General features: G+C 42.2%; 17 protein-coding genes. 8 read left to right on the forward strand and 9 right to left on the reverse strand.

Features of this window, described 5'->3' with window-relative positions; genetic code table 11:
* Window positions 1–79: 79 nt before the first annotated feature.
* The 5 genes from QZ407_RS03115 to QZ407_RS03135 all read left to right on the forward strand — a co-directional run bounded on the left by QZ407_RS03115 (window position 80) and on the right by QZ407_RS03135 (window position 5,694).
* A complete protein-coding gene (locus tag QZ407_RS03115) occupies window positions 80–1,042 on the forward strand; it encodes an ATP-binding cassette domain-containing protein (protein ID WP_295767622.1) in 963 nt (320 codons plus the stop codon).
* Window positions 1,039–2,610: an ABC transporter permease/substrate-binding protein gene (locus QZ407_RS03120; RefSeq protein ID WP_295767624.1), complete on the forward strand. Its 1,572-nt coding sequence runs from the start codon at window positions 1,039–1,041 to the stop codon at window positions 2,608–2,610. The genes QZ407_RS03115 and QZ407_RS03120 overlap by 4 nt, the downstream gene beginning before the upstream one ends.
* A 6-nt stretch (window positions 2,611–2,616) precedes the next feature.
* A complete protein-coding gene (gene egtB, locus QZ407_RS03125) occupies window positions 2,617–3,762 on the forward strand; it encodes an ergothioneine biosynthesis protein EgtB (RefSeq protein WP_295767626.1) in 1,146 nt (381 codons plus the stop codon).
* 17 nt (window positions 3,763–3,779) lie between these two features.
* Window positions 3,780–4,775 carry an L-histidine N(alpha)-methyltransferase gene (locus QZ407_RS03130; RefSeq protein ID WP_295767627.1) on the forward strand — a complete coding sequence of 332 codons (996 nt, stop codon included), beginning with the start codon at window positions 3,780–3,782 and terminating at the stop codon, window positions 4,773–4,775.
* Between the two features lie 106 nt (window positions 4,776–4,881).
* Window positions 4,882–5,694 carry an SDR family oxidoreductase gene (locus QZ407_RS03135; protein WP_295767628.1) on the forward strand — a complete coding sequence of 271 codons (813 nt, stop codon included), beginning with the start codon at window positions 4,882–4,884 and terminating at the stop codon, window positions 5,692–5,694.
* 7 nt (window positions 5,695–5,701) lie between these two features.
* On the opposite strand, the gene QZ407_RS03140 is transcribed toward QZ407_RS03135, so the two are convergent.
* Together QZ407_RS03140 and QZ407_RS03145 are read right to left on the reverse strand one after the other, a co-directional pair.
* On the reverse strand, window positions 5,702–6,325 hold the full coding sequence (locus QZ407_RS03140) for a DNA-3-methyladenine glycosylase 2 family protein (protein ID WP_295767630.1): 624 nt from the start codon (window positions 6,323–6,325) through the stop codon (window positions 5,702–5,704).
* 8 nt (window positions 6,326–6,333) lie between these two features.
* Window positions 6,334–6,645: a hypothetical protein gene (locus QZ407_RS03145; protein ID WP_295767631.1), complete on the reverse strand. Its 312-nt coding sequence runs from the start codon at window positions 6,643–6,645 to the stop codon at window positions 6,334–6,336.
* Between the two features lie 136 nt (window positions 6,646–6,781).
* Here QZ407_RS03145 and QZ407_RS03150 point away from each other — a divergent pair, with 136 nt between their 5' ends.
* Window positions 6,782–6,949 (forward strand): hypothetical protein, encoded by a 168-nt coding sequence (locus QZ407_RS03150; RefSeq protein WP_295767632.1) that lies wholly within the window; start codon window positions 6,782–6,784, stop codon window positions 6,947–6,949.
* A 514-nt stretch (window positions 6,950–7,463) separates the two neighbouring features.
* Here the strand turns inward: QZ407_RS03150 and QZ407_RS03155 are convergent.
* Window positions 7,464–7,886: a thioredoxin domain-containing protein gene (locus tag QZ407_RS03155; protein ID WP_295767633.1), complete on the reverse strand. Its 423-nt coding sequence runs from the start codon at window positions 7,884–7,886 to the stop codon at window positions 7,464–7,466.
* A gap of 54 nt (window positions 7,887–7,940) precedes the next feature.
* Window positions 7,941–9,695 (reverse strand): DUF6600 domain-containing protein, encoded by a 1,755-nt coding sequence (locus tag QZ407_RS03160; protein ID WP_295767634.1) that lies wholly within the window; start codon window positions 9,693–9,695, stop codon window positions 7,941–7,943.
* 194 nt (window positions 9,696–9,889) lie between these two features.
* Between QZ407_RS03160 and QZ407_RS03165 the strand changes: the two genes are divergently transcribed.
* Window positions 9,890–10,852: a 2-oxoglutarate and iron-dependent oxygenase domain-containing protein gene (locus QZ407_RS03165; RefSeq protein WP_295767635.1), complete on the forward strand. Its 963-nt coding sequence runs from the start codon at window positions 9,890–9,892 to the stop codon at window positions 10,850–10,852.
* 150 nt (window positions 10,853–11,002) lie between these two features.
* A complete protein-coding gene (locus tag QZ407_RS03170; protein WP_295767636.1) occupies window positions 11,003–11,659 on the forward strand; it encodes a hypothetical protein in 657 nt (218 codons plus the stop codon).
* Between the two features lie 7 nt (window positions 11,660–11,666).
* On the opposite strand, the gene QZ407_RS03175 is transcribed toward QZ407_RS03170, so the two are convergent.
* The 5 genes from QZ407_RS03175 to QZ407_RS03195 all read right to left on the reverse strand — a co-directional run bounded on the left by QZ407_RS03175 (window position 11,667) and on the right by QZ407_RS03195 (window position 17,349).
* Complete coding sequence (locus QZ407_RS03175; protein ID WP_295767637.1) at window positions 11,667–12,290, reverse strand: class I SAM-dependent methyltransferase; 624 nt, start codon at window positions 12,288–12,290, stop codon at window positions 11,667–11,669.
* 2 nt (window positions 12,291–12,292) lie between these two features.
* Entirely contained in the window at window positions 12,293–13,168 is an 876-nt protein-coding gene (locus QZ407_RS03180) for a hypothetical protein (RefSeq protein ID WP_295767638.1), read from the reverse strand.
* Between the two features lie 111 nt (window positions 13,169–13,279).
* Window positions 13,280–14,557 (reverse strand): metallophosphoesterase, encoded by a 1,278-nt coding sequence (locus QZ407_RS03185; RefSeq protein ID WP_295767640.1) that lies wholly within the window; start codon window positions 14,555–14,557, stop codon window positions 13,280–13,282.
* Window positions 14,558–14,663: 106 nt separating this feature from the next.
* The gene (locus tag QZ407_RS03190) at window positions 14,664–16,166 is read right to left on the reverse strand and encodes a sigma 54-interacting transcriptional regulator (RefSeq protein ID WP_295767641.1); all 1,503 of its coding nucleotides are present in this window, start codon (window positions 16,164–16,166) and stop codon (window positions 14,664–14,666) included.
* An 85-nt stretch (window positions 16,167–16,251) separates the two neighbouring features.
* The gene (locus tag QZ407_RS03195) at window positions 16,252–17,349 is read right to left on the reverse strand and encodes a VWA domain-containing protein (protein ID WP_295767642.1); all 1,098 of its coding nucleotides are present in this window, start codon (window positions 17,347–17,349) and stop codon (window positions 16,252–16,254) included.
* Window positions 17,350–17,786: the final 437 nt, after the last annotated feature.

Here is a 17,786-nt window from a genome sequence, read left to right on the forward strand (position 1 = left end):
AATAAATCTAATCAAAAAATCATCTTAAGTGCTCCTCACAAGAGTGAGTATTTACAAGTGGTTTCACTACCTTTAAAGCATGATCAGGGTTCAAAACCTCAGCAAACAATACGGCCAGGTTATGGCTGTTGATAACATTTCATTTGAAGTAGCTGAGGGTGATAACCTGATTTTGCTGGGTACCAGCGGTTGCGGTAAAACAACTACGCTAAAGATGCTCAATCGTCTTATTGAACCAACTGCCGGTAAAATATGGATTGGTGGAGAAGATATCACTGCTCAAAAGCCCGAGTTATTACGCCGGAATATAGGTTACGTTTTACAAAACAACGGGCTGTTTCCGCATTATACCGTAGCAGAGAATATTACCATAGTACCCGGCCTCTTAAAGTGGGATAAAGAAAAAACACGAAACCGTATACATGAGTTGCTTCAAAAGCTACATCTTTCTACTGATTTATTAACCAAGTACCCTTCACAACTAAGCGGAGGTCAGCAGCAAAGGGTTGGCCTGGCGCGTGCACTCATGACCAATGCTCCGGTTTTACTAATGGACGAACCGTTTGGTGCACTTGATAATATTACACGCACCAAAATACAGGAAGAATTTAAAGAGCTGGATGAATTGCAGCGTAAAACCATTGTAATGGTAACGCATGATGTGCACGAAGCCTTTGAATTAGGTAACCGTATTGCCATTATGGATAAAGGGCAGATTGTGCAAATGGGCACACCTGCTCAACTGCTATTTAAACCGGAAAACGACTTTGTACGTAATTTTTTAAAGGCACAACGCCTACAGCTTGAGTTAAAGGCTATAACCTTGCATGACGTTTGGTACAGCTTGCCATCTGCTCATGATTTGCCAGACTCTGGTTTGCCGCTTAATACAAATGAAAGCATCTGGCAGGCCATCCAGAAGCTTAAAGGAGATGTCAAACAAATAATGCTCAAGTCGGCACAAACAAATGAGGTAAAATTGGTAACGTTTGAGCAATTGATGGCCGCGTATAACCATTATCAAAACACATTAACTGCATGAACCAGCAACAACAAAGCCTATGGCAATTTGTGCAGCAGCAAAGCGATAAGCTGTTAAGCCAAACATTAGAGCACATCGGTTTAACACTGGTTTCATTATTGATTGCCATTATTGTCGGCTTGCCGCTGGGTATATTCATTGCCCGTAAAAAGCAGCTATCTGGTACGGTATTAGGCATTGCGGGTGTGTTGCAAACTATTCCGAGTATAGCCTTATTGGGCTTTATGATTCCGTTGCTGGGTATTGGTGCTACACCGGCTATTGTAGCGTTGTTTTTGTACGCATTGTTACCCATTATTCGTAATACATATACAGGTATAACAGGTGTAGAACCATCTGTTAAAGAAGCAGCCCTGGCTATGGGTATGAGTGCACGGCAAATACTATTTAAGGTTGAACTGCCCTTGGCTATGCCGGTTATATTAGCAGGCATACGTACGGCAACAGTTATCAATGTAGGTGTAGCAACGCTGGCCTCTTATATTGCCGCAGGCGGTTTAGGTGAATTTATATTTGGTGGCATATCGCTTAACAACAGTAATATGATTTTGGCAGGTGCCATTCCGGCGGCACTATTGGCCATTTTGTTTGATGTGCTGCTATCGGTTGTGCAGCGTGTAAGCTTTAAAAAGTTGAAGTATGCCTTGTTTGCCCTGCCGGTAATTATAGTTGCGTTTGCCGTGTACTATCTTGTTCCATCCGCATCGGGCGGTAAACTTACTGCAGGCTTTACGCCCGAGTTTATGGGTCGGCAAGATGGTAACCTTGGCCTGCAGCAAAAGTATGGGCTTAAAATTCATACCACCGTTATAAACGATGCTGTGATGTACAAAGCGGCTTTCGAAAAGCAGATTGATGTTATAAGCGGGTACTCTACTGATGGCCGGCTGAAGGCTTTTAATTTAACGGTGCTTGATGATGATAAAAAGATATTTCCACCCTACTACGCTGCACCTATTGTAAGGGCGGATGCGCTGCAAAAATACCCCGGCCTTGAGGATGCACTTAACCTGCTTGCCGGCCACATCAACGATTCGGTAATGACCGAGTTGAACTATCGCACCGACCAACTGCATCAAACGCCAGAGCGTGTAGCTAAAGATTTTTTAGTGGCTAACAATATGTTTAAGCCAAGCCGTAAAGGTAAAGCGGGCGTAATTCGTATAGGCTCAAAAGTTTTTGGAGAGCAATACATTTTAGCCGAAATGTACCGAATGCTAATTGAAGGTAATACTAACTACACTACATCGGCCAAAACCGGCTTGGGTGGCACTAAAATATGTTTTGACGCACTTACTAATAATCAAATTGACTTTTACCCCGAATATACCGGTACGGGTTTGCTTGTGCTGCTGCAGCCGCCTGCAGTTAAGCTGCAGCAAATAACTTCCAATAAAGAAAAAACATATAATTATGTGCAGCAGGAGTTCAATAAAAAATATAGCGTAAAATGGCTAAAACCAATTGGCTTTAACAATGCTTATGCTTTAATGATGCGCAGGCAACAAGCCGATGAATTGGGCATCAAAACAATTTCAGACCTAAAACACTTTTTGGATAGGAATTAACTTTACATGACTTTAGCCGAGCGTTATAAAACCGTGCGCCGCCGCACCGAAGATATTTGCAGTTACCTTCAAACCGAAGATTACGTGGTGCAGCCCGTTGTGGACGTTAGTCCGCCTAAGTGGCATATTGGGCACACCACATGGTTTTTTGAAACCTTTATACTTAAGCCTTATGTTATGGGCTATCAGGATTACAATCCTGATTATAACTATGTGTTTAACAGTTATTATGAAACAGTTGGTGCACGAGTTATACGTACTGACAGAGGTAACCTGAGCAGGCCCACAGTGCTTGATGTTTACCGCTACCGTGAGTATGTTGATGAGGCTATTTACAAATTTTTGTGCCAGGAGACATCACCGGAAGTTGAAGAACTATTTATATTAGGACTTAACCATGAGGAACAGCACCAGGAATTACTGTATTACGACATAAAGTACATTTTAGGGCATAACCCATTGTTCCCTGCATATAACCCGCAATACTCATCGCCTGAAATTACAGAGCAGGATGGCTTTATTAATGTAAACGAAGGTGTTTATGAGGTAGGACATACCGGCGATGGCTTTTGCTTTGATAATGAGTTAAACCGTCATAAGGTGTATCTTAACGCTTATCAAATCAGTGCCGCTTTGGTTACCAACGGCGAGTACCTGGAATTTATAAACATCGGCGGTTATCAGGATTTTCGTTACTGGCATGCCGAAGCCTGGGATTGGGTTAAAACTAATAATGTAACCGCGCCCATGTACTGGCATCAAATTGATGGGGAGTGGCATACTTATACCTTTAGAGGCCTGGAGGCATTGAACCTGCACCATAGCGTTCAGCACGTAAGCTTTTATGAAGCCTACGCTTATGCTACATGGAAGGGGATGCGCTTGCCAACCGAATTTGAATGGGAAGTTGCTGCCACGCAATTCAACTGGGGCAAAAGCTGGGAGTGGACGGAAAGTGCATATTTACCATATCCGGGGTTTAGCAAGGCTCCGGGTGCAATTGGCGAGTATAATGGGAAGTTTATGGTGAACCAAAAGGTGCTTCGCGGGGCATCAGAAGCCACACCACCCGGACATAGCCGCATAACCTACCGAAATTTTTTTCACCCTAACCTGCGCTGGCACTTTACCGGCATACGTTTGGCCAAGTAATACCAATAATCTAACCTATGAAAAATTTTGAGAACAATGTACTTACCGATACTTCCGTTGCCGAGCAGGAATTTAACCAGCAGTTTTGCGACGATGTTATAGCAGGCTTAAAAGCGGTACCAAAATTTTTGCAACCAAAGTATTTTTATGATTCTGCCGGCGATGAAATTTTCCAGCAAATTATGGGTAGTAACGAATACTATCCAACTGATTGTGAGCTGGAGATTTTTACGCAACAAACACAAGAACTGGCTAAAGCCATGATAGCAGATGATAGTCCGTTTGATTTAATTGAGTTGGGTGCCGGAGACGCTATGAAATCTACACACCTGCTGCGCCATTTACTTAATGAGAGTGCCGATTTCAGATATGTGCCTATCGATATTTCGGGGCATGTAATTAATTATCTTAAAGAAACCTTACCCGTTACCTTACCAGGCTTACAATTAATTGGTTTAACAGGTGAGTATTTTCACATGCTTAAAGAAGCAGCTGAGCTATCTCCACGCCGTAAGGTGGTTTTGTTTTTAGGATCAAATATTGGTAATATGCCAGTAAGTGATGCTCAGCAATTTTGTATTGAGTTGCGTAACCATTTGGCCAAAGGCGATAGTGTACTGATGGGCGTAGATCTGAAAAAAAATCCCAAAACTATTTTGGCAGCTTATAACGATGCCGAAGGACATACGCGTAATTTTAATTTAAATTTACTTACCCGTATAAACAGCGAACTGGGTGCAAACTTCGACCTTTCTAAATTTGAGCATTACCCTACTTATGACCCTGAGACAGGTGCTTGTAAAAGCTATTTAATTAGTTTGGCCGATCAACAAGTTAGTTTGTGTAACCAAACAGTAACCTTCACTAAAGATGAGTACATCTATATGGAGATTTCACAAAAGTACACTCTAGGTCAAACCGATTATATGGCTTCAGTATCGGGCTTTAAGCCAGTCCAGCACTTTTTTGATAGCAAAAAATGGTTTGTTGATGCCATTTGGACGGTTGAATAGCGTTTAACAAAACTTAGCACCAAACCAAAAGAGCCAGTTTAGGCATATGATTTTGTATATTGCCGGGCCACTTAGTTAACTAAGTGGCTTTTTATATTATTACATCATGAGCAACTTTTCTTTAACAGACAAGGTAATTATAGTAACCGGTGGTACTGGCGTTTTAGGTGAGGCCTTTATCAATGGAATAGCCGATGCAGGCGGTATTGTAGGCATTTTGGGCCGTAAAGAAGATATTGCACAGCAACGTGCCGATGCTATAAAAGCCAGGGGAGGGCAAGGCATTGCCCTTGTAGCCGATGTAATGAATGAGCAGGACCTATTAGCTGCGCGCAATAAAGTAGTTGATACATACGGGCGTATTGATGGTTTGGTTAACGGCGCTGGCGGTAGTATACCGGGAGCTGTGCTTACACCCGAAACCGATTTGTTTTCCATGAATCTTGATGGCATGCGTCGTGTAATGGATTTAAACCTTTGGGGCAGCATTGTGCCAACACAGGTTTTCGGCGAAGTTATGGCCAAAGGTGGCAGAGGTAGCGTTGTTAACATATCATCAATGGCTTCACAACATGCCGTAACCAAGGTTTTGGGCTACAGTATGGCTAAAGCCTCCATTGATATTTACACCAAATGGTTTGCGCTTGAGGCAGCTAACCGTTATGGCGATACTTTGCGAATGAACGCAATAGCACCAGGCTTCTTTTTAACCGATCAAAACCGCACCCTTTTAACTAATAGTGACGGCAGCTACACTGAGCGTGGTAATCTTGTACTCCAGAATACTCCTTATAAACGTTTCGGTAAGCCAGAAGAGCTTGTAGGTGGCTTAATTTGGTTGCTGAGCGATGCATCAGCCTTTGTTACAGGCACAGTTGTTTATATTGATGGTGGTTTCTCAATGTTCAGCGGAGTATAGAGTAATTTTAACACGATAGATAGTAATGCCATACCAGCATTGCTCCTATGCTCCTGTAAGGTCTCCATTGTTCGGCTATTTGCAATAATTCCTCTTTAGGTGTTTGAACCGGTAAGTTTTTTAACTTTTTAAGGGCGTTTATAATAGCTAAATCACCAATTGGAAAGATGTCTGTACGATGCAAAACCATTAACAGATAAATGTCGGCGGTCCAGTTACCTATTCCCTTTAATGCTGTAAGGCGTAGGCGAACTTTTTCGTTAGGCAGGCTCTCCAATTCCTCAAGGTCAATAGCTCCGCACAGCAGGTTTTCGGCAAGGTTTCGTACATAGGTGGTTTTTTGCCTGCTGAAGTAGCAGGCGCGTAATTGCTCATCACTTAACAGCAAAAATCTGGCAGGCGTTACTTGTTGTATATTGTCTTTAAGCTTATTTAAAGCGGCAAGAGCTGATGCTAACGAAACTTGCTGCTCGAGTATGATATGTACCAGTGATTCGAAAGTGTTGCTGCGCGACCAATAGGGCGGATAGCCAAAATTTTCGACAATGGTTGCCAGATCATTGTCTATTTTTGTTAACCTATTGCAAAGATCGGGCAGCGTGTTGTTACCGAACGTAAGTAGGTTATCCACAATACGTATCAAATAGCAATATCCTGATCCATTCGCGGGTCTTCAGGTAAAATTTCCATCTCCGGAAATTTTATGTAGGTGGCATACCACTGTATAGCGCTTACCACATCCAGCGCATCATCAGGTGCAATATTAATGGTTTCAAAGGCGTATAGCCTGTTGTTAGCGTAGGCATAAAGCTGAATTTCATCAGGGTCTGGCGTAAAGCTTTCGTCTGTTACGCAGTACACTTTCACCTTCAAGTCGGTATCGCGCGAGTGTATTACGTCGCGGCAAGGTTCATTGGGGTCTGTAGCTAAAAGAAATACGGCCTGTTCCATAAATAGCTAACATACTATCTTATTTATAGTTTAATAATTAACGATAAATACGTATTAAACTTAACGCGAAGGCATTTTTCTGGCGAAGAGTATGAACAAACTGTTTGTTTGCGAGTTGTTTTTAAAACCACTAAAGATGAAAAAAGCTAAATATATATTATTTGCAATGTGGCTCACAATTTTAACTGCCTGCCACGAAGACCCGAACAACAAATTTGGAGGACCATCCAACGCCAGGGATACAGCATCGGCTAGAAGAGATACAAGCTCAGTAGGGACGCGTACTGATGGTCATATGCAATAATTGTGTAGCTAAATTTTCCCGTTTTGAGAATTTAATTGCTCTTTATTCTACAGATGAATCGTTTGAAGCAATAAATTAAGTTTGTGGTATAGGTAATTAAACCATTGGTACAAGATTTGTCTATACTAATGTGCCCTCTCAAAGGGCTGTTTTTCATAGGTAGATGTAGAGTCGGATGCTGCGAGAGTTGTCCGACTTTTTTTTGCATTATCAATTCTGCTTAAACTGCTAAATCTCATTAAATACCTAAACTGATTAACGCTGGTAAATAACTGTCTGCAGATTTTCAAGTTGTCAATGAGAGTAAATACGTAAGCATGTATTTCTACAATCACAGTAAATATTTCCTCATAAAAAATATACTTTCCGTTTTGCTTGCCTTAAATTAAGCTTAAAATAAGGTTTTAAGCATTGGTACAAGTGTTGCATTTATATAACTGCCCTACTCAAAGGGCTGTTTTTCATAGGTAGATGTAGAGTCGGATTACTGCGAGAGTTGTCCGACTTTTTTGTGCTATTGTCTTTTAAGACCTTCTTCGCCAAAACGAAGTAAATTTTTGGCCGTAATAAATCCAACAGTATTGAGCAGTATCTTACCGTCGCTGTTAAAAATAATAAGGGTAGGGTAGGCCCGCATGCCCCACTGTTGCGCAAGTTTGGGGTTATTACCCCGCTCCATGTCAAGTGCAACATTTATAAAATTGGCGTTATAAAATTTAGCAGCATCTTTATTTTTAAAAGTGGTGGCTTTTAGCATTTTACAGGGGCCGCACCAGGTAGCATATGCATCTACAAAAATGGGTTTGTTTTGCGCTTTTGCTTGTTTCAATGCTTCATTCCATGATGTAGCTGTAAACGCTATTTCGTTATTATTTTGCGCGTAAGCTGTTGAGGTTGCAAGTATAAGCACAACCCAAATACATTTTAAAAACTTCATGGGGGAGATATTATAATAAAAGCCTGGCGTAGTTAAACGCCAGGCTAAGGTTATTTAATACGGACGTCCTGGTCTTTGTCGTCCTTGCTGTTGTTGGCGCTGTTGATCCTGCTGCTGCTGACGCTGCTGCTCCATTTGTTGGCGACGTTGCTCCTGCTGTTGCTGACGTTGCTGTTCTTGTTGTTGGCGCTGTTGATCCTGCTGCTGCTGCTGACGCTGCTGTTCCATTTGTTGGCGACGTTGCTCCTGTTGTTGCTGGCGTTGCTGTTCTTGTTGTTGGCGCTGTTGATCTTGCTGCTGCTGACGTTGCTGGTCTTGTTGCTGTCTGCGCTGTTCCATTTGCTGGCGGCGTTGTTCCTGCTGCTGCTGACGTTGTTCATCAGTCATCTGCTGATTTTGCTGATCGCGTTGCTGTCTGTGCTGTTCCATTTGCTGGCGGCGTTGTTCATCAGTCATCTGCTGGTTCTGCTGATCGCGTTGTTGTCTGCGCTGTTCCATTTGCTGGCGGCGTTGCTCTTGCTGCTGACGTTGCTCATCAGTCATCTGCTGGTTTTGCTGATCGCGTTGCTGCCTGCGCTGTTCCATTTGCTGCTGACGTTGTTCATCAGTCATCTGCTGATTTTGCTGATCGCGTTGCTGTCTGCGCTGTTCAAATTGCTGACGTTGCTCATCAGTCATTTGACCTTGAGCCGGTCTTGGTCGTCTGCCTTCCGAATTGTTGTTCTCGTTATTACGGCGGTCACGCTCTCTCTCGTTACGTTGCTGTAGAGCTTGCTGATCAGTAACTGAGGATTGGCCTTCCTGTTGTTTGCGGCGCCAATCCTGTTCATCACGGGTACGATTAGGTACTCTATCAGTCGACGGACGAGCCGGACGCGCTCTGTCAGCATCGTTGTTGTTTTTTATAAACCTGTTATTATCTGTGTTGTTGCTGCGTGCAATGTTTGCCAGTCGCGATGCATTATCGCGGTTGGTAAAGCGGCCGTTTCTGTTACCTATACGGGCACCCGGGTTAGCGTTGCGGTAGGCATTGCCGTCAATAACGCGGTTGGGTCGTGCATTGTCACCACGGCGTACCACCGGGCGGTAAATGTTAATGGTGTTGTTATTGACTACATAATTGCGGTTTGGCCTGCTTATGTTACGTACGTTATAAACGTTAACCCTTGTGCGAGTTGCACGTTCAATATCAACGCGGCGCGGCCCGCATACGTACCGGTAATTGTTGTAGTTGTAAAAGTTATTAATGAACCTGGTGCGGCCAAAAAATACTGAAATGCGGGTACGCGGTACATAGTAATTGTACACTACCGGACTGTAAATATAGGCCTGTGGTATAAAGGTCCAGTAATCATATGATGGTTCATCGGCGTAATAATAAGCGTCATCTATATTGGCATCGGGCCCTAGCGGTGCCCATCCGTAATAATCATCGCCGCTGCGCCAGTCAACCCATGCTGGTCCCCACTCGTAACCCGGTATCCATTCCCAACCGTAGTAATCATCAAATTTCCAACGGCCGTAATGAAACGTTGCCCAGCCCCATTCATAATCTGATACCCAGGTGTTTCCATATTCGGTCATTACCCAATGCCCGTTGGTAGCATACGGTTTAAAGTCCTGGTCTACATCAGGTACCCAAACTGTTCCGTGTTCAGGGTCATCCACCCAGGTACCAAAGGGCGAAAGCTGGTCATAAAAATCCTGAAAGCTTATTTGCCCGCCTTGTGCTGCTGTTTGTTGAGGCATGGCAGCAATGCTGATGAATGCCAGGCAGCATATACTTATATATTTTAGTAAACCTTTCATGTTGGTTGTGTTAACTGGTGTTTGCAATGTTCGACACCGTTGAAGCAAAAGCGTTTAATGCCTGTGAATGTTTATTGTGTAAAGCGTTTGTTATTATATTTAAACGGCAGCCGGGCAAATAAAATTTTATCAACGCTACCTGCTTATTAGCTTTATTAGATAATTTTACATCATATTACCTTAAACTGATTGTTATGAGTACAGTAAATATTCCGCGGCTTGATTTAAACTCTTATAAAAACGGAGATACTGAAAGCCGCAAGGCATTTTCTGATGCCATAGGCCGTGCATTTAATGAAACAGGCTTTGTTACTATCACTAATCATGGGCTTAGCAAAGAGCTTATAGATAGTTTGTATACGCAGGTTAAAGCACTTTTTGCATTGCCCGAAGAAACAAAGCTAAAATATGAAAAGCCCGAGCTTGCCGGCCAGCGTGGGTATACCAGCAAGGGTAAGGAAACCGCTAAAGGGTTTAAGGTGCCCGACTTAAAGGAGTTTTGGCAAATTGGACAAACGGTTACTGACGGAGATCCTGTTAAAGATCAATACCCTGATAATGTATATGTAGATGAGTTGCCTGATTTTAACACCGTAACACGTGAAATATATCAAAAGCTGGAAGCCACCGGTATTATGTTGCTTGAGGCAATAGCCATTTATCTGGGCTTACCGCAAAACTATTTTGATGATAAGGTTCATAACGGTAACTCCATACTACGTACGTTACATTATTTTCCTATTGAAGACCCGGATGCCCTGGCACCCGATGCAGTGCGTGCCGGTGCCCATGAAGATATTAACCTGATTACATTACTTATAGGTGCAAGTGCCGATGGTTTGGAAGTGTTAACGCGTGATAACGAATGGTTCCCTATTAAAGCACATGGTGAGGATATTGTTGTTAATGTTGGCGATATGCTGCAACGTTTAACTAATAACAAACTTAAATCAACAACGCACCGGGTGGTTAACCCTCCGCGCGAGCAAATGAAATTTTCGCGTTTTTCGGTACCGTTTTTCCTGCACCCAAAATCGGCAATGGACTTAACCAGCCTGGAAAGCACCATAGATGACCAGCATCCTAAGGTGTACAGCGATATGACAGCAGGCGAATATCTTGACGAGCGTTTAAGAGAAATTGGTTTAAAGAAATAGTAATTAACTGTAATACTTAAATCTTAAGCCGGATAGCATATACTGTTATCCGGCTTTTTTATGCGTAAAGCAAATTGTTATATTTTTTCATGATGATGTGTAACCTTTTTCATTTGAAATAGTCTGTTGTAAAAACCTACAGATCTTGTCATGAAAAAAGTGTTGATAATATTAATGCTGAGTTTAGCCTGCTTACATAGTAACGCCCAGTTGCTTGAACCGGGTAAAGAAGTATATAAAAGTCCTAAGCTTAAGCAAGCCATTAAAGCACATCGCACAGTTGCTATTCTTCCGTTTGATACACATATTGCTTACCGTAAAACTCCTAAAGACTTTGATTCCACAGCTCACCTGCGTAACGAAGCTGAACTTTCCAAACAGGTTCAATTTGATGTTTACACGGCCTTAATTAAGGAGTTTTTCAAGTATAAGGTGCGTTTTCAGAACATACAGGAAACAAATCAATTGCTTAAGCAAGCAGGAATGGAGGGGAGCTTAGATATGTATGGTAAGGACGAAGTAGCCAAAGCGCTTGGCGTAGATGCCGTTATTTACGGAGATTTTTTAAGAAAGGAAAATACGCCTAACGTAGGCATAGTTGCCGCTGCGATATTTGGTTACAATAAAACTGCCGAGGTAACCATGTCGCTTAAAATTGCCAATGGAGCCGATGGCGAAGTGCTTTGGGCCTACACAAAGCTGATGAACGAAATAGGAGCGCCTGAGGCTAAAGATGTTTTTGAACGACAAATGGAAAAGCTTACACGCAATTTGCCTTACACCCGTGGCGTTTTTTCGGTATTTTAATTACCGGTTAAAATGACCTTTTATAAACGCGGCTGTAAATAAAACGGCCGTAAAACTCTTTTTCATCTGTAAGCTGATAATTGCAAACATCGAAAACGTTTTGAACATCAGGTAGTTGGTTAACGTTTACGGCGCCAATGGTTCTAAAAAATGTATACATGCTGTACAGCATCAATTTTTGCCAACGTGCACCCGTTAGCTGAAAATCGGTATCGAGCCAAATACAGTGCGGCTTACACCATCTGCTAACCTGAGGCAATAACTTGGCTACGTTTTCATCAGTGAAGTTATCAAAAACAAAGGCGGTAATAATCACTTCAAACTTTTGATTGAAGGATATCTGAGATATATCCTCGGTGTAGTACTCAACTATGTTTTTACCCGTGTTGCGCTTACGTGATAAAGCCATCATTTTTGGCGAAATTTCAACGTAGGCAATACTCAAACCCGATGGATGAACTTTGGTTAGGCTTTCAAGTATCTGTCCCGTTCCTCCGCCTATAATTAATATGTGTGCATCACTACTTATTTGGCTAAGAAAGTACTCCTGTGCTCTGATTTGTGCTTGTCCAAATACCAGTTTCGACAGCTTTTCATAAAACCAGGAAGCATTATCATAACCCACAGCCATTTTTAAAACATTTGAAATGCTTGTAAAGCAACGTACTGTAAAATGAGTACGCCATCGAGGTAAAAAAAGTAATAGTATTCGTTGCGCTGCCAGTTTGATTTGAAAATGAGCCAGCCTGTAAGAACGGCAACTAATGACAAGGCAAAAAAATCAGATGTAAGACGGTAATTACGGAGCAGCAACAGTAAAATAATATGGCCCGCCAGCAAAAACTGACAAATAATATAGGCTGTCTTTTCGCCAAAGGCAACCGGGATAGTTTTTAAACCGGCAATTTGATCCTGAAATAAATCGCGTATATCAAAAGGTACTGTTAATGCTGCAATGAATAAGAAGCGTTTAGCTAAAATAATAATTGTGTTAGTATTTGATACCGCTATATTCATGGTGTATTTAGCTTCAAAAATTGGCAGCAATACACAACTAAGCACCCAAACCAAAGTAATTAGTAATGCTTTTAAACCAGGTATGTTACGCAGTCCGGTTTTACGCCCTTTGTTACTGAATAGCGGCAAGCCATAACCAAAAGATAGCGCAGCAAGACACAAAAGCAGTAGTTTTGATTGATTTGCCAGCAGGAAAAACAGCGGAACGAGACTAAGCAAACAGGCAACCGTAATGCCTATCATTAAGCTATGATGTTTAAAAAACCAGCGAACCCGCCTGTAAGGTGATGATTCGGGCTTTTTGGGGCGAATGATAAGTATACAAAAGTTATACAGGCCAAGAGTAGAGGCAAACAGTAAAGCGAGAACAGGTAAGGATGGTTTAGAGCCTATAATATGAAATGTAACCATGCCCTGTGCAACCGCACAAAGTGCCATAAATACATTGCTAAACAGCAATGCATCTAAGCCGGCTTGCATGAATTTTTTCATTGATTATGCAATGATAAGGAAGTCAAAGTAAAATGTTGTCATTTATGGCTGCAACATCATAACACCTAATTCAAATAAAGTGTTACTAAACCCTACCATATAATAGTAACCCTATCCTAATTTGGGATCAGTACCTGAACGAAGTTCAAATATGCTTATCTCCGGCAAAATACCTACCCGGCCCGGGTAACCTAAAAAGCCATAACCAACGTTAACATAAATTTGCTGTAGTCCCTCGCGGTATAAACCACCCCATTCTTTATACACAAATTGAATAGGGCTCCATTGAAAATGTTCGGTTCGTATGCCAAATTGCATTCCATGTGTATGTCCTGAAAAAGTCATATCAATTTGAGGGTAATTGGGCAATATTTGCGCCCGCCAGTGTGACGGATCATGTGATAAAAGGAGCTTTACGGGTAAATCATCGGTGTTTTTAACAGCCTCATTTAACTTGCCGTATTTTGGAAAACGGCTTAGTGCTCCCCAGTTTTCTACGCCCAAAATACCAATTTCTTCGCCATCAACCTTTAAGCGTCGGTTTTCGTTCATGAGCAAATCCCAACCCATGTTTTTATGGGTAAGCATCAAATCGTTAAGGTTTTTTTGTTTGGCTGCCGCATTTGGCCACCAGGCATAATCACCATAATCATGATTGCCCAGCACGGAGTAAACGCCTAAAGGTGCTTTTACTTTTGTAAAAACGTCTTGATATTCACGCATTTCATTGGCAAGTGTATTAACCAAATCACCGGTAAAAAATATAAAATCGGGTTTTTCGCCCAAAAGCAAGTCTACACCACCAGCTACAGCTTTTTTGTTGTAAAAGCTGCCCGAATGTATATCAGAAACCTGCCCTAATTTAATGCCATCAAACTTTTTAGGAAGATTAGGCAAATATATGGTGCGACGCCTTACGCGGTAATCATACACACCGTTAATAATTCCGTAGCTTAAACCGGCAAGAGGTAAAGAGCCTGCTATTAAACCGGCCTTGAGTAAAAATTGTGAGCGGGTAATGTCAGTTTCAGGTTTAGGCTGGCTTGCCGGAAACTCAGGCTCGGGTTTATTGCGTTTACGGGCAATGCGTAAACACAATCTTCGTATATCATCAACCAAAAACATGGGGAGCATACACACCTTGCAGCATAACAGCAAAAAGAATAGCAGTAATACAGCACCCTTAAAGCCAACGCTGAATTTGATATATATACTGGCTATTAAACCTGTAATAAGCAAAATTGATACCGCCCAGTAAACGCGTAAAAAAAGCTTACTTTGCACAAACCGCCACTTTTTAAAGCCTTCGCGTAAGCCGTTGGTAATGTACAAGTCGGCCAGGATGAGGCCAATACAAATCAAAAAAATAGTAGGGGCTTGTCCCTCCATGTGTTGTAGTATGTTTTAAAAAGCAGCCCTTCCAAAATCTACCTCGATATGAGTTGCTTTGGAAGGGCTTGGTTGTCATTTATTACTCCTTAGAGTGAACTTAAGATTAATACCTGTCGTCGTCTAACTCGTCCTCATCATCAGGCTGCAGGTTAAACAGGCTGTCAAACATGTCAGAAAACGCAAAGCCATTATCTAAAAAGCCTTTGCTAAGTTGCGAAAACTCTGCTAAACCATGCAAAATAAACTCCATAAGCAGTAATTGCTGGTTCTCGCTTAAACGTGGATGGAATTGTTTAATAACATCTTTTAAACCGTTTACCGAGTTAAGCATCTTTTTATACTCAGCCAATGATAAATCATCATTAAGCGATAATGTGTTGCCTGCCGCAAACCAGCTGATTACCTCGTTATAAGGATTGCCTTTTTTGTTTTTCTTAGCCTTTTCAGGATCAGGGAAAAATTGCAACAGCAGCGTTTTAATGGCTTTGCCTATTAAGATGTTAGCAACCTTGGCCGGCCCTTCCAGCTCGCCTTCGTAAACCAACTCAATTTTACCCGTAATTGCCGGAATAACACCCAGAAAATCAGAGATGCGTACAAATGTGCTTTTCTCGCCATTGATAATCATGCGGCGTTCGGCATTGCTTATTAAGTTTTCATAAGCCGATATAGTTAAGCGTGCTGATACACCCGACTTTTTATCGATGTACTCCGAGTTACGTGCTTCAAAAGCAATTTGCTCAATCAGGTCTTTCACCAGGCCATCTGCTTCAACCGCGCTGCGTTGCGCATCGGTCAACAAAGCTTCCTGCTGGGTTATTTTACGCGAAATTTCTACCGAGCGCGGGTAATGCGTTAATATCTGGCTTTCAATGCGGTCTTTAAGCGGTGTTACAATTGAGCCGCGGTTGGTATAATCCTCAGGGTTGGCAGTAAATACAAACTGCAAATCTAAAGGCAGGCGTAGCTTAAAGCCACGTATTTGAATGTCTTTTTCTTGTAAGATGTTAAACAGCGATACTTGTATACGTGCCTGTAAATCGGGCAGCTCGTTTATTACAAATATTCCGCGGTGTGCACGAGGGATAAGGCCAAAATGAATAACGCGTTCATCGCTGTAAGTAAGTTTCAAAGTTGCCGCCTTAATAGGATCAACATCGCCAATTAAATCGGCTACGGTAACATCAGGCGTGGCCAGCTTTTCGGTATAACGCTCCGAGCGGTGTACCCATGATATAGGTGTGGCATCACCTAATGATTCAATTTGATTATGCCCGTACCATGAGATTGGTGCTAACGGATCGTCAAATAATTCTGACCCTGTAATGTAAGGCATATACTCGTCTAATAAGTTAACCATTAAACGTGCAATACGCGTTTTAGCCTGTCCGCGCAAGCCTAATAATAAAATGTTGTGGCGCGATAAAATTGCAGTTTGCAAATCGGGTATTACCGTATCTTCAAAACCTATAATGCCCTCAAAGCCGCCTTCGTGCTTTTTTTGCAACTGCGCTATCAGGTTTTCTCTCAATTCTTCCTTAACCGACCGGCTTTTGTAACCGGTTTGTTTTAACTCACCAAGTGTTTTTATATTCTTAATGTCCATTTAGTTTTTATGGTAGTATTGTTGCTTTTAGCAATGGTAAATGTTTATTAAAATCTGCACAATCGCATATCTACGCATTCGCACATTATCGCACCGTTTTTCGTCTGTTTTTGATATAATCTTCAAATATGTACTCACCCAAACCGTTTAGCGAGCTGTAAAAAGCACGGCCGCCGTTGGTTTCGGTAAACTTGCGTACAAACTGTTGCAGGTACGGGTCGCGGGCAATCATAAACGTGGTGATAGGTATTTTCAAACGTTTACATTGTGCGGCCATGTTCAACGTTTTGTTCACCACCTTACGGTCAAGACCTATACTGTTTTTATAATACTTGGTGCCTTCCTTTAAACAAGTAGGCTTGCCATCGGTAATCATAAAAATTTGCTTGTTATGCGTTTTGCGGCGGCGAAGCAAATCGGTAGCCAGTTCTAACCCTGCGTAAGTATTGGTATGATACGGACCGACCTGCAGGTACGGCAAATCCTTAAGCGTTATAGGCCAGGCGTCATTACCAAAAACCACAATATCCAGCGTATCTTTCGGGTACTTGGTTTTTATAAGTTCTGACAGTGCCATAGCTACCTTCTTGGCCGGAGTAATCCGGTCTTCGCCGTACAAGATCATAGAGTGCGAAATATCGATCATGAGCACGGTAGAAGTAAGGGTTTTGTAATCCATCTCCTCCACTTCAAGGTCGCGCTCGGTCATCATAAAATCGCCAATGCCGTGGTTAACCTGGGCGTTGTGGATAGATTGAGTCATGTCTATCTGATCCAAACTGTCTCCAAACTCAAACTCACGGCGTTCCGAGTTCTTTTCATCACCCTGACCCGATTGAGGTGTACGGTGATTACCCTTACCCGATTTTTTTAGTTTACCAAAAATCTCTTCCAAGGCCGACTGCCGAATGCTTTGCTCGGTTTTAGCTGTGATATTAAATTCGCCTTTTTCGTTGTCTTCGCTCAGGTAACCCTTTTGCTTCAACTCGTCAATAAAATCACCCATGCCGTACTCGTCATTGGTAATATTATACTGCTTGTCAAGCTCATTCATCCATTGCAAAGCTTCGCCGGCATCGCCCGATGTGTAATTAAGCAATTCCAGGAAGAGTTTCAGAAGTTCGTCAAAACCGCCTTTTGGTATCTCGCGGGGTGTATATTTAGAGAAGCCGAAGCCACGCATGTGCTATCCTTTCTTTAAATTAAAGTAACGGAAAATATTTGGTTTAAGTTTTATGCCGCCTTGCTTAAATACCTGCAGACGTTTAATAATAGAATAGTATGACAAAAGGAGGCATGGAACCGGAAGTTGAAAAGTTGATGAATATGCAGAATTAATAAACTGCCCAGAACTTGGTAATATAGTCCGGTTTATACCTGGGCGTTGCATCTGGCCCGGGCTATTTGCTGCAAGTCCTCACTGCGCTACGCTACGTTCCGGGCTTTTCGCTGCTATCCCTAACGCAAACTTCATCAATAAGTGGATGGGGCTCAACTGTGGAATCGCAATTCCCCAGCAGTTGAGTAAAGTTGGGGAAAACTTAACCACAGGTTAATCGCTGTTTGTCTTGCTTAATGCTTTTGGCACGATATGAAATATGCGTTTTTATAGGTGCCAAG

Origin of the sequence: uncultured Mucilaginibacter sp. (assembly GCF_913773635.1) — a bacterium.
In the GTDB taxonomy this organism is placed as follows: Bacteria; Bacteroidota; Bacteroidia; order Sphingobacteriales; family Sphingobacteriaceae; genus Mucilaginibacter.

What these genes read in the sequence shown, in the direction of transcription:
- QZ407_RS03115 (WP_295767622.1), top strand. Translation starts at nt 80, where the DNA reads ATGATCAGGGTTCAAAACCTCAGCAAACAATACGGCCAGGTTATGGCT.
- QZ407_RS03120 (WP_295767624.1), top strand. Translation starts at nt 1,039, where the DNA reads ATGAACCAGCAACAACAAAGCCTATGGCAATTTGTGCAGCAGCAAAGC.
- egtB (WP_295767626.1), top strand. Translation starts at nt 2,617, where the DNA reads ATGACTTTAGCCGAGCGTTATAAAACCGTGCGCCGCCGCACCGAAGAT.
- QZ407_RS03130 (WP_295767627.1), top strand. Translation starts at nt 3,780, where the DNA reads ATGAAAAATTTTGAGAACAATGTACTTACCGATACTTCCGTTGCCGAG.
- QZ407_RS03135 (WP_295767628.1), top strand. Translation starts at nt 4,882, where the DNA reads ATGAGCAACTTTTCTTTAACAGACAAGGTAATTATAGTAACCGGTGGT.
- QZ407_RS03145 (WP_295767631.1), bottom strand. Translation starts at nt 6,645, where the DNA reads ATGGAACAGGCCGTATTTCTTTTAGCTACAGACCCCAATGAACCTTGC.
- QZ407_RS03150 (WP_295767632.1), top strand. Translation starts at nt 6,782, where the DNA reads ATGAAAAAAGCTAAATATATATTATTTGCAATGTGGCTCACAATTTTA.
- QZ407_RS03155 (WP_295767633.1), bottom strand. Translation starts at nt 7,886, where the DNA reads ATGAAGTTTTTAAAATGTATTTGGGTTGTGCTTATACTTGCAACCTCA.
- QZ407_RS03160 (WP_295767634.1), bottom strand. Translation starts at nt 9,695, where the DNA reads ATGAAAGGTTTACTAAAATATATAAGTATATGCTGCCTGGCATTCATC.
- QZ407_RS03165 (WP_295767635.1), top strand. Translation starts at nt 9,890, where the DNA reads ATGAGTACAGTAAATATTCCGCGGCTTGATTTAAACTCTTATAAAAAC.
- QZ407_RS03170 (WP_295767636.1), top strand. Translation starts at nt 11,003, where the DNA reads ATGAAAAAAGTGTTGATAATATTAATGCTGAGTTTAGCCTGCTTACAT.
- QZ407_RS03175 (WP_295767637.1), bottom strand. Translation starts at nt 12,290, where the DNA reads ATGGCTGTGGGTTATGATAATGCTTCCTGGTTTTATGAAAAGCTGTCG.
- QZ407_RS03180 (WP_295767638.1), bottom strand. Translation starts at nt 13,168, where the DNA reads ATGAAAAAATTCATGCAAGCCGGCTTAGATGCATTGCTGTTTAGCAAT.
- QZ407_RS03185 (WP_295767640.1), bottom strand. Translation starts at nt 14,557, where the DNA reads ATGGAGGGACAAGCCCCTACTATTTTTTTGATTTGTATTGGCCTCATC.
- QZ407_RS03190 (WP_295767641.1), bottom strand. Translation starts at nt 16,166, where the DNA reads ATGGACATTAAGAATATAAAAACACTTGGTGAGTTAAAACAAACCGGT.
- QZ407_RS03195 (WP_295767642.1), bottom strand. Translation starts at nt 17,349, where the DNA reads ATGCGTGGCTTCGGCTTCTCTAAATATACACCCCGCGAGATACCAAAA.